Annotated in this window: 15 protein-coding genes and 1 pseudogene; 11 read left to right on the forward strand and 5 right to left on the reverse strand. The window is 38.6% G+C overall.

What is annotated here, in order from left to right; all coding sequences use genetic code 11:
• Positions 1-150: 150 nt before the first annotated feature.
• The 4 genes from glpK (at position 151) to LMF32_RS06130 (ending at position 3826) form a co-directional block, all read left to right on the forward strand.
• Entirely contained in the window at positions 151-1674 is a 1524-nt protein-coding gene (gene glpK / locus LMF32_RS06115; protein ID WP_188204802.1) for a glycerol kinase GlpK, read from the forward strand.
• A gap of 164 nt (positions 1675-1838) precedes the next feature.
• Positions 1839-2564: an MIP/aquaporin family protein gene (locus LMF32_RS06120; protein WP_230524182.1), complete on the forward strand. Its 726-nt coding sequence runs from the start codon at positions 1839-1841 to the stop codon at positions 2562-2564.
• A 254-nt stretch (positions 2565-2818) separates the two neighbouring features.
• Positions 2819-2959, forward strand: coding sequence for a hypothetical protein (locus tag LMF32_RS06125; protein ID WP_188204803.1), 141 nt, complete (start codon positions 2819-2821; stop codon positions 2957-2959).
• The gene (locus LMF32_RS06130) at positions 2960-3826 is read left to right on the forward strand and encodes an MFS transporter (protein WP_278046274.1); all 867 of its coding nucleotides are present in this window, start codon (positions 2960-2962) and stop codon (positions 3824-3826) included. It begins immediately after the preceding gene.
• A 324-nt stretch (positions 3827-4150) separates the two neighbouring features.
• Here LMF32_RS06130 and LMF32_RS06135 read toward each other — a convergent pair whose 3' ends face one another.
• On the reverse strand, positions 4151-5365 hold the full coding sequence (locus LMF32_RS06135; RefSeq protein ID WP_230524183.1) for a chloride channel protein: 1215 nt from the start codon (positions 5363-5365) through the stop codon (positions 4151-4153).
• A gap of 188 nt (positions 5366-5553) precedes the next feature.
• On the opposite strand from LMF32_RS06135, the gene LMF32_RS06140 reads away from it, so the two are divergent.
• Positions 5554-6960 (forward strand): ISNCY family transposase, encoded by a 1407-nt coding sequence (locus tag LMF32_RS06140; protein ID WP_230523607.1) that lies wholly within the window; start codon positions 5554-5556, stop codon positions 6958-6960.
• 432 nt (positions 6961-7392) lie between these two features.
• Here LMF32_RS06140 and dhaM read toward each other — a convergent pair whose 3' ends face one another.
• The 3 genes and pseudogenes from dhaM to dhaK all read right to left on the reverse strand — a co-directional run bounded on the left by dhaM (position 7393) and on the right by dhaK (position 9358).
• Positions 7393-7770, reverse strand: a complete 378-nt coding sequence (dhaM, locus tag LMF32_RS06145; RefSeq protein ID WP_218147495.1) for a dihydroxyacetone kinase phosphoryl donor subunit DhaM — start codon at positions 7768-7770, stop codon at positions 7393-7395.
• Complete coding sequence (dhaL, locus tag LMF32_RS06150; RefSeq protein WP_092480331.1) at positions 7757-8353, reverse strand: dihydroxyacetone kinase subunit DhaL; 597 nt, start codon at positions 8351-8353, stop codon at positions 7757-7759. Before dhaL ends, dhaM begins: the two co-directional genes overlap by 14 nt.
• Positions 8354-8369: 16 nt before the next feature.
• Positions 8370-9358 (reverse strand): annotated as a pseudogene (gene dhaK / locus LMF32_RS06155) (dihydroxyacetone kinase subunit DhaK).
• Between the two features lie 238 nt (positions 9359-9596).
• Between dhaK and LMF32_RS06160 the strand changes: the two are divergent.
• Genes LMF32_RS06160 through LMF32_RS06170 form a run of 3 tightly spaced genes read left to right on the forward strand, consistent with a single transcriptional unit; the run spans position 9597 to position 11584 of the window.
• On the forward strand, positions 9597-10646 hold the full coding sequence (locus tag LMF32_RS06160; RefSeq protein WP_230524184.1) for a hypothetical protein: 1050 nt from the start codon (positions 9597-9599) through the stop codon (positions 10644-10646).
• 31 nt (positions 10647-10677) lie between these two features.
• Complete coding sequence (locus tag LMF32_RS06165; protein WP_230524185.1) at positions 10678-11373, forward strand: NAD(P)H-dependent oxidoreductase; 696 nt, start codon at positions 10678-10680, stop codon at positions 11371-11373.
• A 28-nt stretch (positions 11374-11401) separates the two neighbouring features.
• A complete protein-coding gene (locus LMF32_RS06170) occupies positions 11402-11584 on the forward strand; it encodes a hypothetical protein (protein ID WP_092480327.1) in 183 nt (60 codons plus the stop codon).
• 82 nt (positions 11585-11666) lie between these two features.
• Here the strand turns inward: LMF32_RS06170 and LMF32_RS06175 are convergent, their stop codons facing one another.
• On the reverse strand, positions 11667-12431 hold the full coding sequence (locus LMF32_RS06175) for an IclR family transcriptional regulator (protein WP_230524186.1): 765 nt from the start codon (positions 12429-12431) through the stop codon (positions 11667-11669).
• 396 nt (positions 12432-12827) lie between these two features.
• On the opposite strand from LMF32_RS06175, the gene LMF32_RS06180 reads away from it, so the two are divergent.
• From LMF32_RS06180 to LMF32_RS06190, 3 genes are all read left to right on the forward strand, one after another.
• A complete protein-coding gene (locus LMF32_RS06180; RefSeq protein WP_230524187.1) occupies positions 12828-13136 on the forward strand; it encodes a DUF6442 family protein in 309 nt (102 codons plus the stop codon).
• Positions 13137-13144: 8 nt separating this feature from the next.
• Positions 13145-13360 (forward strand): helix-turn-helix domain-containing protein, encoded by a 216-nt coding sequence (locus LMF32_RS06185; RefSeq protein ID WP_230524188.1) that lies wholly within the window; start codon positions 13145-13147, stop codon positions 13358-13360.
• 90 nt (positions 13361-13450) lie between these two features.
• Complete coding sequence (locus LMF32_RS06190) at positions 13451-14110, forward strand: SDR family oxidoreductase (protein ID WP_230524189.1); 660 nt, start codon at positions 13451-13453, stop codon at positions 14108-14110.
• The last annotated feature ends 227 nt before the right edge of the window (positions 14111-14337 follow it).

Consider the following 14337-nt stretch of genomic DNA (forward strand, 5'->3'; position numbering starts at 1 on the left):
AGGCACTGTATAACGAAGTTAATCCTGAAATAAAAAACAATGAATAACGGTATTTATATTTTACTCTTTAAATAAAGAACGTTATAGTGGATATAGGAGATTTATGTTTCACCAATATGAAAGCGTTATTATAAAATAGGAGGCAAGAAGATGGAAAAGAAATATATTATGTCGATTGACCAAGGAACGACCAGTTCGAGAGCTATTATTTTCGATAAGGAAGGGAATCCGAAATGGAGCTTCCAGAAAGAATTTACACAATACTTCCCAGAACCAGGTTGGGTAGAACATGATGCGAATGAAATCTGGATTTCTGTGCTGACTGTTATTGCCGGTGTTTTAATTGAGTCTGGACTTAAACCAAGTGAAATCGACAGTATCGGAATCACGAACCAACGTGAAACAACTGTTGTATGGGACAAAAACACAGGCAGACCGATTTATCATGCAGTGGTATGGCAATCTAAACAAACAAATGACATTTCTACAAAATTAAAAGATGACGGCTACACTGAAATGATCCACAATAAAACTGGTTTAGTGATCGACTCTTACTTCTCTGCAACTAAAGTAAGATGGTTATTGGACAAAGTTGAAGGAGCTCAAGAAAGAGCTGAAAAAGGCGAGTTGTTATTTGGAACAATCGATACGTGGTTAGTATGGAAATTAACAGGCGGAGCTGCTCACGTTACAGACTACTCTAATGCTAGTCGTACTATGATGTACAATATTTACGATTTAGAGTGGGATGAAGAGATTCTAGAGATCTTGAACATTCCTAAAGTCATGCTTCCAGAAGTAAAATCTTCTTCTGAAATTTATGGAAAAACAATTCCTCAACACTTCTATGGAACAGAAGTACCGATTGCGGGAATCGCTGGTGACCAACAAGCCGCTTTATTTGGGCAAACGGGTTACGAAAAAGGAATGGTGAAGAACACTTATGGAACAGGTGCGTTTATCATCATGAATACAGGAAAAGAGCCGATCAAATCAGACAATGGTTTATTAACGACTATTGCTTACGGATTGAACGGAGAAGTTACGTACGCTTTAGAAGGAAGTATTTTCGTAGCCGGTTCAGCGATTCAATGGTTGCGTGACGGTATGCGGATGTTTAGAACATCTCCTGAATCAGAAGAATATGCGACAAAAGTGGATACGACAGATAACGTATATGTTGTACCGGCATTTACTGGATTAGGAGCTCCTCACTGGGATCAAGATGCTCGCGGTTCGGTATTTGGTGTGACAAGAGGAACTACTAAGGAACACTTTATCAGAGCTACTTTAGAATCGTTAGCATATCAAACAAGAGATGTTATCGACACAATGAACAAAGATTCTGGAATTGAAACGACAACAATGCGTGTCGATGGAGGAGCAGCCAACAATAACTTCTTGATGCAATTCCAAGCCGATATTCTAGATCTTACGATCGAACGTTCTAAAGTCAGCGAAACAACTGCTTTAGGTGCTGCTTACCTTGCAGGACTGGCAACAGGATTCTGGAGCAGCCAAGAAGAAATCAAAGAATACTGGGAAAAAGATGCTACATTCAATCCAGAAATGGACGAAGATTTACGTGAAGACTTGTATCTGGGATGGCAAAACGCTGTTGAAGCCACAAAAGTATTCAAGCACAAACCATTAAGAAAAAAATCAGCTGAATAAAACAATCATTTGTAAGACCGTAAGATGTTGTCAATAAAGATGTGGTTAGAAGGGTCTTCAAACGGATCCTTCTAATCATTACGATTATGTAATAAAATTCATTTTATAAACATTCAACGAACTTATTTTTAGATAAAATTTACCATTAAAGGAGAGAAATTATCATGGATACGACATTATGGCAACAGTTAATAGGAGAATTTGTAGGAACAATGATTTTAGTTTTACTTGGAGACGGGGTAGTAGCTGGATCTGTATTGAATAAAACAAAAGGATTCAATACAGGTTGGTTGATGATTACTCTTGGTTGGGGGCTTGCTGTTACCATTGCTGTCTACTCATCAGGGTTCTTAAGTCCGGCTCACCTTAACCCTGCTGTAACATTAGGAATGGCTATAGCTGGCGAGATTGCTTGGAGTTCAGTCTTACCATATATTGGAGCTCAAATCCTTGGAGGTATTGCGGGTGCAGTGATCGTTTGGATCCACTACATGCCACACTGGAAAGCAACTGACGATTCTGAAACAATCTTAAGTGTATTTTCTACAGGTCCAGCAATCAAAAGTCCAATCAATAACGTGATCAGTGAAGCCATTGGAACGGCAATGCTGGTATTTGGTCTATTAGCCTTTACTCAAGGACAATTTACAGATGGATTAAACCCGATTGTTGTTGGTTTGCTAATCGTTGCCATTGGTCTTTCATTAGGAGGAACGACAGGTTATGCAATCAACCCGGCTCGTGACTTAGGACCAAGAATCGCTCACCAAATCCTGCCGATCGCTAACAAAGGAGACTCTGACTGGGGTTACGCTTGGGTTCCAATTGCAGGACCTTTTATCGGAGCAGCTTTAGCAGCGTTACTTTACCAAATTTTACCATTAGGCTAAAAATGCACAACTAATTGCCGAATCTTACAGAAATAATCGATAGTTAACAGAAAAACTTGTGTCCTGAGAAATAATATCTCAGGACACAAGTTTTTTATTTTGACAAAAATTCGGCTGCAAAACAAACGTTTTCAACAAAACGTTTACTTTTTGTCTCAATAAACTTGTTAAAGGTCTCTTTGATGGTATTATGTATTACATTATGAGGCACACATGTTAGATTTTGAAATTGTCAGAAAAGAGGTAAAGAAATTATGGCAAAAGAAAGTTATGCAAATCCTGTTGTAGATGATAGAACACAAGAAATCCGTCCATTTGGAATTAAGGACAAGTTAGGGTACATAGCTGGAGATATTGCTAATGATATGTTTTTCATTTTCGCTAGTTCATTCTGAATGGTTTTTTACACAAACGTTTTAGGCATCAGCGGAGCAGCGGTCGGAACATTATTTTTAGTTTCCAGAATCATGGATGCGTTTACAGGCGTTGAGATGGTAAGAATTGTAGATACGTTCAAACCAGCCAAAGACGGACGACTCAGACCTTGGATTCGAAGAATGGCACCATTTGCGGTTATTGCTGGTTTCTTAATGTTCTTATATGTGGTAAAAGACTGTTCTATGCCAGCTAAAATGATTTATGCTAATGTGACTTATTTATTCTGGGGCAGTTTTTGTTATACAGGTATCGGTTCTATGGCTTCTGTTATCAGCGACAAAGCAGAGGATCGTGCAGCACTTTCTACTTTCCGTAGTGTAGGAGCAAGTATTGCTTCTATGGTCATTTCTTTTGTAGCCCCTTTAGTGGTTTACACAACAAATAGTTCGGGAGATCAAGTTATTGTTCCAGAACGATTTACAATGATTGCTTTTGTATTTGGTATTGTTGCTTTAGTAATGTATGGAGTATTGTATTTCTGGTCAATGGAGAGAATTCAACTTCCTGAAAAAGATGCTTCCAGTACAGAAACTGTAGGACAGCAAATGAAATCAATCGTAATTGGATTAACGACTAACAGAGCTTTATTAGGCATCATTTCTGCAGCAATATTTCTATTGTTGGCGCAAATTTTAGTTGGAACAATGAACGCTTACTTGTACACAACTTACTTTAATAGTGCTTCAGGTTTAGCTGCTGCAGGTATTTTAGGAACAGTAGGGGTTTTAGTCTTAGCACCATTTGCTAGTAAGATTGCTGCTCGCTTTGGTAAGAAAGAATCTGGAACTGTTGCTTTACTGATTAGTGCTACTATGTATGGATAATTTTCTTTTTGCAAATCAATAATGTATAGGCTTTCCTGGCGTTTGCGCTTGTTGGAAACTTAGGAATGAACTACTTTAACATTATTATCTGAGCATTCATTTCAGATATTATCGATTATCAAGAAGTACGTACTGGAAAACGTGAAGATGGAACGATTTATGCTGTTTACTCATTCTCTCGTAAAATCGGACAAGCTTTTGCTGGAGGATTAGGTGGATTTGCCTTAAGTGCTGTTGGATTTGTTTCGGGTGCAAGTGGACGTCGGGGCTGCCTTTTTGAGCACGTTTACGCAACCCATAGCTAGGAGTTATTTCCCACCCCTACTATTTTTTTTGAAGAGGATAAATGGATTTGCTTCTATTGCACAGATAGGCTACTGAGCAGACGATAGTAAAATAAGGAAGATAAGTAAAGCCGAAGACTTCTGCACCAATCAATATAGGAGCCAATAAGGTATTGGTCGCACTGCCGAATACACTCGCATAACCTAGAGCAGCCGCAAATTCGATTGGAAGTCCTAAAGCAGCAGCCAGTACAACGCCTAATGAAGCTCCAATAGAAAATAAGGGAGTGACTTCACCGCCTTGAAAACCTGCTCCAATCGTCAGTATCGTCAACAAAAACTTCAGTACCCAATCATAAGCATAAACCGTCTGTCCAAAAAAGCTGGCATCGATCAAATTAGTTCCTAATCCAGCATAACGACCTTGAAATAAGAACCATAACAATATACTCAAACCAATTCCTATCCATCCGATTCTCTTGACTGGATCAGGCAAGTTATGCGCTAAAAAAGATTTTACTTTTTTTAGAATGTGAGCAAATAATCCTCCCGTCCAGCCAAATACAATACCTAAAATCAACAATTTTAAAAGCACTTCAAAGCTCATATGTACAGGTGAACGCAAAGCGAAAGAAAATTTCTCCAGACCAAGCCGATTGGAAACAAAACTCGCAGTAAAAGCAGCAATTACAGAAGTGTAAAGAGCATCATAACGCAATCGTCCAGCGGTTAAGACTTCGAGTGCAAAAAAAACAGCAGCGATCGGTGTTTGGAATAATCCAGCAAACCCTGCAGCCATACCCGTTATGAGAAACATACTGGTCGTATTCGTATTCGCTAACTTCACTTTACGACCGATCCCATTTGAAATTGCGGCTCCTAATTGGACCGCGACCCCCTCTCTGCCGGCACTGCCGCCAAATAAATGTGTCAGCCACGTTCCGCTGATCACAAACGGAATAAGTCTTTTAGGAATCATGTCTTGTTCTTCATGACCTACTTGAAAAATAAGGTTCATTCCTTGTGTACTTGTTTTGCCATAAGACGAAAACAGATAAACAAACAACATTCCAGCAGGTGCCAGAAATAAAATAAGAGGTGTAAAATGTTCACTTCTGAAATCAGATAAACTTAATAATACTCTACCAAATAATGTGTCAAGAGCTCCGACTACACAGCCGATTAGAAGACTGGCGAATCCTAATAGAATCCATGTCTTGATTTTCTGGCGATCTAGTCTCCAATGATGCTTCATTTATTCCACCCCTTGCTTGATAATTGCCGCTTCAGTACATCATTTTAGCTATTTGCTGTTAGAGTGTCAATGAAGGCAGCAAAAAAAACTCTTGCTCTGTCATTAACAAATGATAATGTCTTAATAAATAACAAATGAAAATGTCCCATAACTACGTTACTCTAATCTTATTGGATTGGAGAGATAGAATGGGAGCAGAATTAACTATGTTTGAAAACAAAAAATATGAAGTCATAAAAAAAGTATGTAATGGTCAGTGTTCAAAGGAGCGGGCAGAGATTGAACTAGATTTATCCCGTAGGCAGATTAACCGATTGGTTAATCGCTATAAAACGCAAGGAAAAAAAGGTTTTAAGCATGGGAACAAGGGACGAACTCCCGCTACAACGTTGTCAAAAGAAACCCAACAAAAGATTATTCGACTCTACAGAAAGAAATATGATGGTTTTAATTTGTTCCATTTTACAGAAAAACTGCAGGAGGAAGAACAAGTAACCGTCTCTTATACGACCGTTCGCAATTTATTATATCAAAAACATATTCTTTCTCCTCGTGCTTCTAAAAAAACACAACGAACGAAGCGCAAAGAATTAAAAGAGAAAGAACGGTCTGACCAACTACTAACAAAGAAAGAGAGCCAAGTTTTAAATGAATTAGAATACGTAGATCCTGTGAAAGCTCATCCTAGCCGCTCACGAAAGAAATATAAAGGTGAACAGCTTCAAATGGACGCTTCAAGACACGATTGGTTTCAAAACGGAAAATATGCGCATCTCCACGCTGCTATAGATGACGCCACTGGAATCGTGGTTGGGGCTTACTTTGATAAAGAAGAAACATTAGATGCCTATTACGAAGTAACACATCAGTGTCTGACTACCTACGGTATTCCGTATAATATTTTGACGGATAATCGAACCATCTTTCACTATAAACAAGAAAAGAGCCCTTCAGAAGAGAAGGACACTTTTACACAATATGGATATGCCTGCCATAACTTGGGAATAGAGTTAACCACAACAAGTATTCCTCAAGCAAAAGGAAGAATTGAACGATTATGGAATACCCTCCAAGATCGTCTCCTAAATGAAATGGCCTTAAAAAATATCCAATCCATTGAAGAAGCAAACCAATTTTTGAAACATTATATTCCTACATATAACGCCAAATTTGCTTTACAGCTAAACGATACCAAAAGTGTTTTTGAAAAGCTACCAAAAGATATCCATTTAGATTATATACTGGCTCGCTTTTCACACCGAGTTGTCCAGAAGGGACACGCACTCAAATATCAGAACAAGTTATATCATTTATATAATCAAAATCAGCACGTCTTATTGGCCCCAAAAACGAAGTTAATGATTATTCATACTAAAGAAAATCAACTGTATGCTAGTCATCAGGATTCACTTTTCATGTTAAAAGAAATTCCGCTTCACGAAAAAGTTTCAAAAGAATTCGATAAGCCAATCGAACGTAAAAAGATGCAGGTGCATATCCCTCCAATGAGCCATCCTTGGAAAAAAGCATCTTATGATCGCTATCTTCGGAAGAAAAACCAAAAGGAAGCTCTTAAAACCAATTCTAGAACATGAATACAAGTTTTTAACTAGAAAATAGATTTAGAACGCTAATTTCAGTTGATTCAGAAAATGGCTTCGTGGTTTTCGAAGCCATTTCCTGAATCAACTTTACCAAGCGTAGCGCGGTAGTTTTGCCAGGAATAGGATCAACGAAATAATGACAGTGAACCTAACTCAAATTTGAATAAAATCGGGACATTTTCATTTATCATTGACATGAAGGCAGCAAAAAAAACTCTTGCTCAAAAAAGAGCAAGAGGAGAGAGTAAGCGATAGCCGTCTATTAATCAAGCGGACATCGAAATCTGCGTCACTTGACTAATAGAGCAGTCCTATTAATCAAATGAACGCTCAAAATCGTCCCACTTGATCAATAGACGCGTTCTATTAATCAAGTGAAGCTTCAAATACGTCTCACTTGACTAATAGAGGCATCCAAACCGATTATTTCACTTTCAATTCGGCTAATTGTTTATCGATATCTTCAACAGGCACATCGACTTGCAACAGAGAAGCTGCAGTATATGCACTTTCGATGAAAGCTGTGTCGTATAAAGTAATATTCTTATCCGTTGTTTCAATCGCCATTTCTAAGTTCATTTTCGCACTGCCTAAGTCATAAAAAGCCAGAATAGTATCTTCTTCAAATTTCTCTACGGCAGCAGAGATTTTATCAAAGCTTGTTCCGACTTCACCATCTTCAGTTCCGCCGGCTGCTATTATTGTCACGTCGCCCGCTACTTGGCCTAACAATGTAGCCAATCCGTCAGCAATGTCTGAAACGTGAGAAACAAGCAGAATTCCTGGTTTATTTGCCATCATAGACACCTGCCTCTAACATGGTTTTGAAAAGAAGGCTGCTGGACATAGCTCCCGGATCCAAATGTCCGATAGAACGATCTCCTAAATAAGAAGCTCTTCCTTTTGTAGCTTTCATATCTTTTGTTTTCTCTACAGCTTCTTCGATAGTCTCTGTTGTTAATGAGTTATTTTTGACAGCTTCTACGACAGGAACCCACTCGTCCACCATCGTTTTTTCGCCGGCTTCAGCTTTTCCTCGTTTTTGGATGCCGTCTAAACCAGCTGCCAACAAATCAGCTAATTCCAAACTGTCATTGTCTTTGCTGGCTTTTGCCATACTGATGAAAGCTGAACCGTATAAAGGACCAGAAGCCCCGCCGATTTTACTGACGAAGACCATTCCGACATCTTTCAATAAATCAGTTAAAGCTTCATACTCATTAGCTCCAAGCTTTTCTTTCAACGCTGCAGCGCCACGAGCTAAGTTGTTGCCGTGATCACCGTCTCCGATGGCCGTGTCTAATTCGCTCAAATACGTTTTGTTTTCCGTTAATTGCTCACCAAATAGTTCCATCCATTTTGTTACCGTTTCAACTGATAGCATTGTGTAAACTCCCTTCTTACCAAGAAATTGTATTTACGGGTGCAGTTAAATAGTCTACCCATTTTTCGTCTTCTAATTTTAGTAATGTGATCGAAACTCCAGCCATATCAATAGAAGTCATGTAGTCTCCGACTTTCTTAAAGACTAATGTGATGCCTTCGGCTGCTAGTAGTTCGCGTACGTCGTTTGTAAAAACAAACTGTTCCATTAAAGGAGTAGCGCCCATTCCGTTGATCAAAAGTGCGTACTGTTCATCACCAGACCATTGGAATTCTTTTTTCAATTGTTTGACCAGCTCAGCGGCTAAGTCTTTTGACGGTTGCAATTTTTCTCTGCGATACCCAGGTTCCCCATGGATACCGACACCAAATTCAATTTCATCATCGCCGATTTCGAATCCTGGTTTACCCACTTCTGGATTCGTGGCAGGAGATAATGCCACACCGATCGATTTGATTGCAGGAACTAATTTGTCAGCCAGTTCTTTGATCTCGGAAAGAGAAGCTCCTTCTTCAGCGGCTGCGCCTAAAATTTTGTGTACTAGGACAGTTCCAGCGATTCCTCTTTTACCTGCTGTATAAGTACTGTCTTCTACAGCAATGTCATCATCCACAACAACAAAGTCTACAGGAATATCTTCCATATCAGCTAAATCCTTAGCCATTTCAAAGTTCATGATATCGCCAGAGTAGTTCTTGATGACCATAATACTCCGTTGCCTTCATCACTTGCTTTGATGGCTTCAAGAATTTGATCAGGAGTAGGAGAGGTAAAGACTTCTCCGCAAACAGCGGCAGACAGCATACCTTGACCTACAAAACCGGCATGTGCTGGCTCATGACCGCTTCCGCCTCCGCTCACTAAACCGACTTTGCCGTTTTTCGAATGCTTGCGGTGGACTACGTTTGTTTCAGGTAAACGCTCTACCAAACCATCATAAGCAAAAACCATACCTTTAATCATTTCATCAACAACTGCAGATGGATCATTAATAATTTTTTTCATGAATTTTCCTCCACTTCAATATAGTTGCTTCATTACTATTGTAACCGTTTCCTCTCATAAGAACAAATAGTAACTCGAAAGAAAAACAAGTTAAAAATGGAGAATGTGTTGTGAGATAAAGCATTTATTGAGATAATAAACAGGAAACACTAAAATGGAATGATAAATCTGACTTTAGTGTACAGGAAATATAAAAGCGGGACGAGAAATTCAACTTAGTTCTCTAGGAGTGTGAGCGATGGAAGCTGAAACAAGATTATTCGAACTAGCCAAACAACTTTACCAGGCAGCGTTCTGGGAAGATTACTGGGATACAGATATTTTAGCGCTGCAGTTGCCTGGGAGAACCGATCCGGTTTTCATGTCTATTCTAGGGAAAACAGAAGACAACTATGGGTTTCTCTTTTACCGTGATTTAGAAGAATTAAGGTACTATTTTGAATTGGTAAAGCAAGATCAGTTGAAAGACGCCGAAGCGACATTAGAATGGCTGCTGATTCAGAATGGGCTCTCTCTCACGTACGAAAACCGTCTTGATTTGCCAACGGAAGATTACCAACGAATCAAAAACAGCGGTGTTCCTTTCAGAGGGAAAAAAGCGTGGCCTTTGTTTTTAGATTATAAGCCAGGATATTATCCTGACCCATTACCAGAAAATGAAGTTCCATTTATGATTGATTTGCTGGAAAGATTTATGGAAATGGCGGAAGAATACCGAACTGAATTAGATTTATATGATGCTGAAGAAAATAAAGAAAGTGTATTTTTGCGGACTTATACAGAAGACGGACAGTATGAAGACAGCATGTTTGTCTTGCCATCGGATGTCTTACAAGGTTTAGCTGCCCAAAAGTACGCTAAAGAGCCAGTTAAAGTAACGGATTTTGAGCTCAGACGTGTGAATCAATTAAGAATCGGCAGTTCGATTTGGGAGTTGGAATTGAATTATATTGCGGTTCCTAGAGAAGGGATGGATGAAGAACGTCCTCGTTTTTCTATTATGTTGATGATCATAGATGCCAAAAGCACCGAAATCCTTTTAGGTGAACTGGTTGAATTTGAAGAAATAGAAAAAATTCAACGGCTCTTCATTAAGGCGCTGCTGGCTAATGATGTAAAACCGCCAACTGTTGTTGTCAATGTTAGTCGTTACCACAGAATAGCGAGTATAATGGGAGAGTTGCTGAGAAAACTAGATATTGAGCTGGTTCCAGTCTATAAACTTCCGATGATCTCAGCTGTACAAAATGATATGATAGAATTTTTTGATGAAGAAGATGCAGAATAAAAGCCTTCTTCAGTGTATTGGAGGAAAAAAGATGAAGACTTTAGTGATCATTTCACATCCGGAGATCTCTGAATCCGGCAGCCAGCAGTTTTTGTTGAGTTCTATTCCTGAAAGTGAATCGGTAAAAGTTCACCATTTAGAAGGAGCCTATCCAGACAATCAGATAGATGTAGCAGCAGAACAACAGTTGTTGAAACAATTTGACCGTATCTTGTTTCAATTTCCATTTTACTGGTACAGCTCGCCGCCGTTATTGAAGCAATGGCAAGATGAAGTACTGACGTATGGATTTGCTTATGGTAAAAATGGACATGCACTGAATGGAAAAGAGTTCGGTTTAGTTTTATCTGTAGGGATCAAGGAAAGCGAGTACCAAGCAGGAGGCAAAGAAGTCTTCAGTATCAACGAATTAACGAAACCTTTTCAAGCTGTTGCAGTGAAAACTGGAATGACTTACTTGAAGCCGTTTGTGATTTACCAATTTCCATATATGACAGAAGAACAGAAAATGACCTTACTGATCGATTATCAGCAAGCTGTTACGAGAGAAGCAGATGACAGTTTAGCGACTCGGGAAAAATGGATCATTCAAGAGTTGGAAAAAACACCAGAAGAAACCTTAGCTCCAGGAGATGAACTGCTGATGCAGCATGCAGTAGATCTTATTGAAGAAAATCGAGATACGATAGATGGATTAAAAATGGTATTAGATGAAATGAATTCCTAATAATCGAAGAAGCATTGGAGAGAATGAGATGGATCAAAACGAATGGATGATTCAAGAACTGGAACGTGCTTTTGAAATGAGTCGGGACTATAAGCAAAAAGCACTGTTAGCAGCAGCTAAGCGTTTGATTCAAGAACAGACAGTGCGTATCCAACAAATGGAAGGAGAACTGGATGGAACCTTATGGAGTCCAAGAAATTGGAGCGAATAACGGTTTAGTTCATTCTTTTAACAAAATACTCCGCAATTGACATAGAATAGTCCATTGCGGAGTATTTTTATTTGATGAACGACTAGAAATGACCTAATAAATTAGATATTTTTCTGGTTGTTTCCACTATTTTAGCAATATACTGATCTTTTTTCTCAATTTCTGAAACAGGCAGAGAAATGCTGATAGCTCCAGCGGCTAAATCTTTGTAACTAGCAAATGAAGCACCGATACAGACGATACCCACTTCGTTTTCTTCGTAATCCAAAGCATAACCTTGCTGGCGGACAGTTTCCATTTCAGCTAAAAAAGCATCTAAATCTGTAATGGTATTTTTTGTTTTCTTTTGAATATCTGCTTGCTCCCAATACTCGATGATTGCACTGTTAGGTTTAGTAGCCAGAATGGCTTTTCCTACAGCAGTTAAATACATAGGAGCTTTCTTTCCTATTCTAGAGTGCATGCGAGTATCTGATTGCTGAGCATCGTGTTTATCGATATATAAAACTTCATGATCATCTTCTATAACTAAATGAACAGTTTGATTAATTTCTTGAGACAACTGACGAATCATGCTTTTAGCAACATTCAAAAAATCGATATTTTGAACTCGTCTGTTCCCTAACTGGAATAATTTTAAAGAGATACGGTATTTTTTGGTTGTCGGGTCTTTTTCAATGTACCCGTTTTGCAATAGAGAGTTGATTAAACGATGTGTCGTAGCTTTATGCAACTGAACTTTTTCGCTTATCTCCATTAAACTTAAATTATCATAATTGGAAAGGGTTTCTAGAATGGTCAGGGCTCTATCTATTGTTTGTACCCCACCAGTGGAATTATTCGTCATATTATTACTCCTTTTAAAAGTTAATTTCTTGATTACCCGAATGACTCTTTCACGACATGTTTTATTATATGAGATAACTTTTAGTTGTACAAGTTGAGTTTGAGAAATCCATCTCGTATCAAGTATGTAAAAATAAGCATATGAACTATTTGTGACAACAGTCGCTGGAAGCGATTAAACGAAAAACAACTAGACCTTTCCAGTTTGTGTTGTATAACAACTGTGGTTCTTTTTTGTGTAAAAATAAACTATTGAAACTATGTATAAGACAATTAACCTGCAAGAAAGACACGTACTTGGTCAGCTGAATGCGTGTTTTTTTGATTTTGTTGACAAGTATGCTTGGCAAGTATAAGATGTATTTGACAAGTAAACTTGGCGAAAAGAGGGAATGAAATGGATAAAGAAGAAATACTGAACAAGTACCGCACTGAAAACAAGGATGAAGGGAAAAATTATGAAAATAAGCATGCAGATGACCAAGGGTTTTACGCACTGTGCTTCTTAGCATTATTAATAATGATGTATCAAATTTTCAATAACTTGCCTTTTGGTGATATAACGGCGTTGCTTTTTGCATTCATGGCGACCGGAGGATTTTTACGATATCGTTTAAGAAAAGAGAAGGGGATTTTATACTTTAGTATAGTAAATAGTTTTTTGTGCGCAGCTTTTCTTATCTGGTATGTTTTACAAACTTTATAATGGGAGAAATGGATTTGGAAAAGGAAGAATTGGTTTTAAAAAATAATATAAAAGCAGCTAGAAAAGAGCAGCAATTGTCCCAAAGAGAGTTATCTGAAATGATAGGAGTATCCAGAAATACGATCAGTTCGGTTGAAACGGGGCAGTTTAACCCTACAGCGAAACTTGCTCTGATTTTGTGCATTGCTTTAGACAAAAGGTTTGAAGAGCTGTTTTATTTTTAAGAGATCCTACATACGAAGCACACCTTTTTATTCTACTTACTTTTTGTGTTAAGGTTGAAAAAGAATCAGACTCGAAGGGAGATTGCATACATGAAAGTATTAGTAGTGGGAGCAAATGGAAAAATAGGAAAACAATTGGTCGACTTGTTAAATAAAAGTGAGAAACATTCTGTTCGAGCATTTGTCCGAAAAGAGGAACAAGCAAAAGAACTGGAAAGCAACGGTATCGAAACTCACTTGGGAGACTTAGAAGGCTCTGTGAGCGATTTGGAAGAGGCAGTCAAAGGAACTGACGCAGTAGTCTTTACAGCAGGCTCTGGCGGCAGCACTGGGGCAGATAAAACGTTGCTGATCGATTTAGATGGTGCGGTGAAAGTCATTGAAGCAGCCAAAAATGTTGGTGTGGATCGATTCTTGATGGTGAGTGCATTTGGTGCAGATCAACGCGAGAAATGGAATGAAGAAATCAAATCTTACTATGTAGCGAAATACTATGCGGATAAAGAATTGATGCAAAGCGGATTGAATTATACGATCGTTCGTCCTGGGGGTCTGACAGATGACGCAAGCAAAGGCAAAGTGGTCGTGTCTGACAATATGCAGTTGGCTGATTCGGACGACTGGACTATTCCGCGTGAAGACGTGGCTAAAGTGGTGTTCGAGAGCTTAGACAATGAGAAAACATACTATAAAGCCTTCGACTTAGTGTCTGGCGAACAGTCGATTGAAGAAGCATTAGACCAACTATAGAAGAGATTATGGTAATAAGGTGATCTATTAATCAACCGGAATGTTTTAAAAGTTCCACTTGATTAATAGGACTGGTCTATTAGTCAAATGGAGGCTCAATAACTGCTCACTTAATCAATAGACCTATTCTATTAATCAAGTGAAGCTGATTTCATACTTCAGTTGACTAATAGATCCATTTCAAAGAGAAAAAATCTAGGCCGCAAACGTTGATATACGTTTGCGGC

Source organism: Desemzia sp. C1, from assembly GCF_020882875.1.
Classification (GTDB): Bacteria; Bacillota; Bacilli; order Lactobacillales; family Carnobacteriaceae; genus Desemzia; species Desemzia incerta.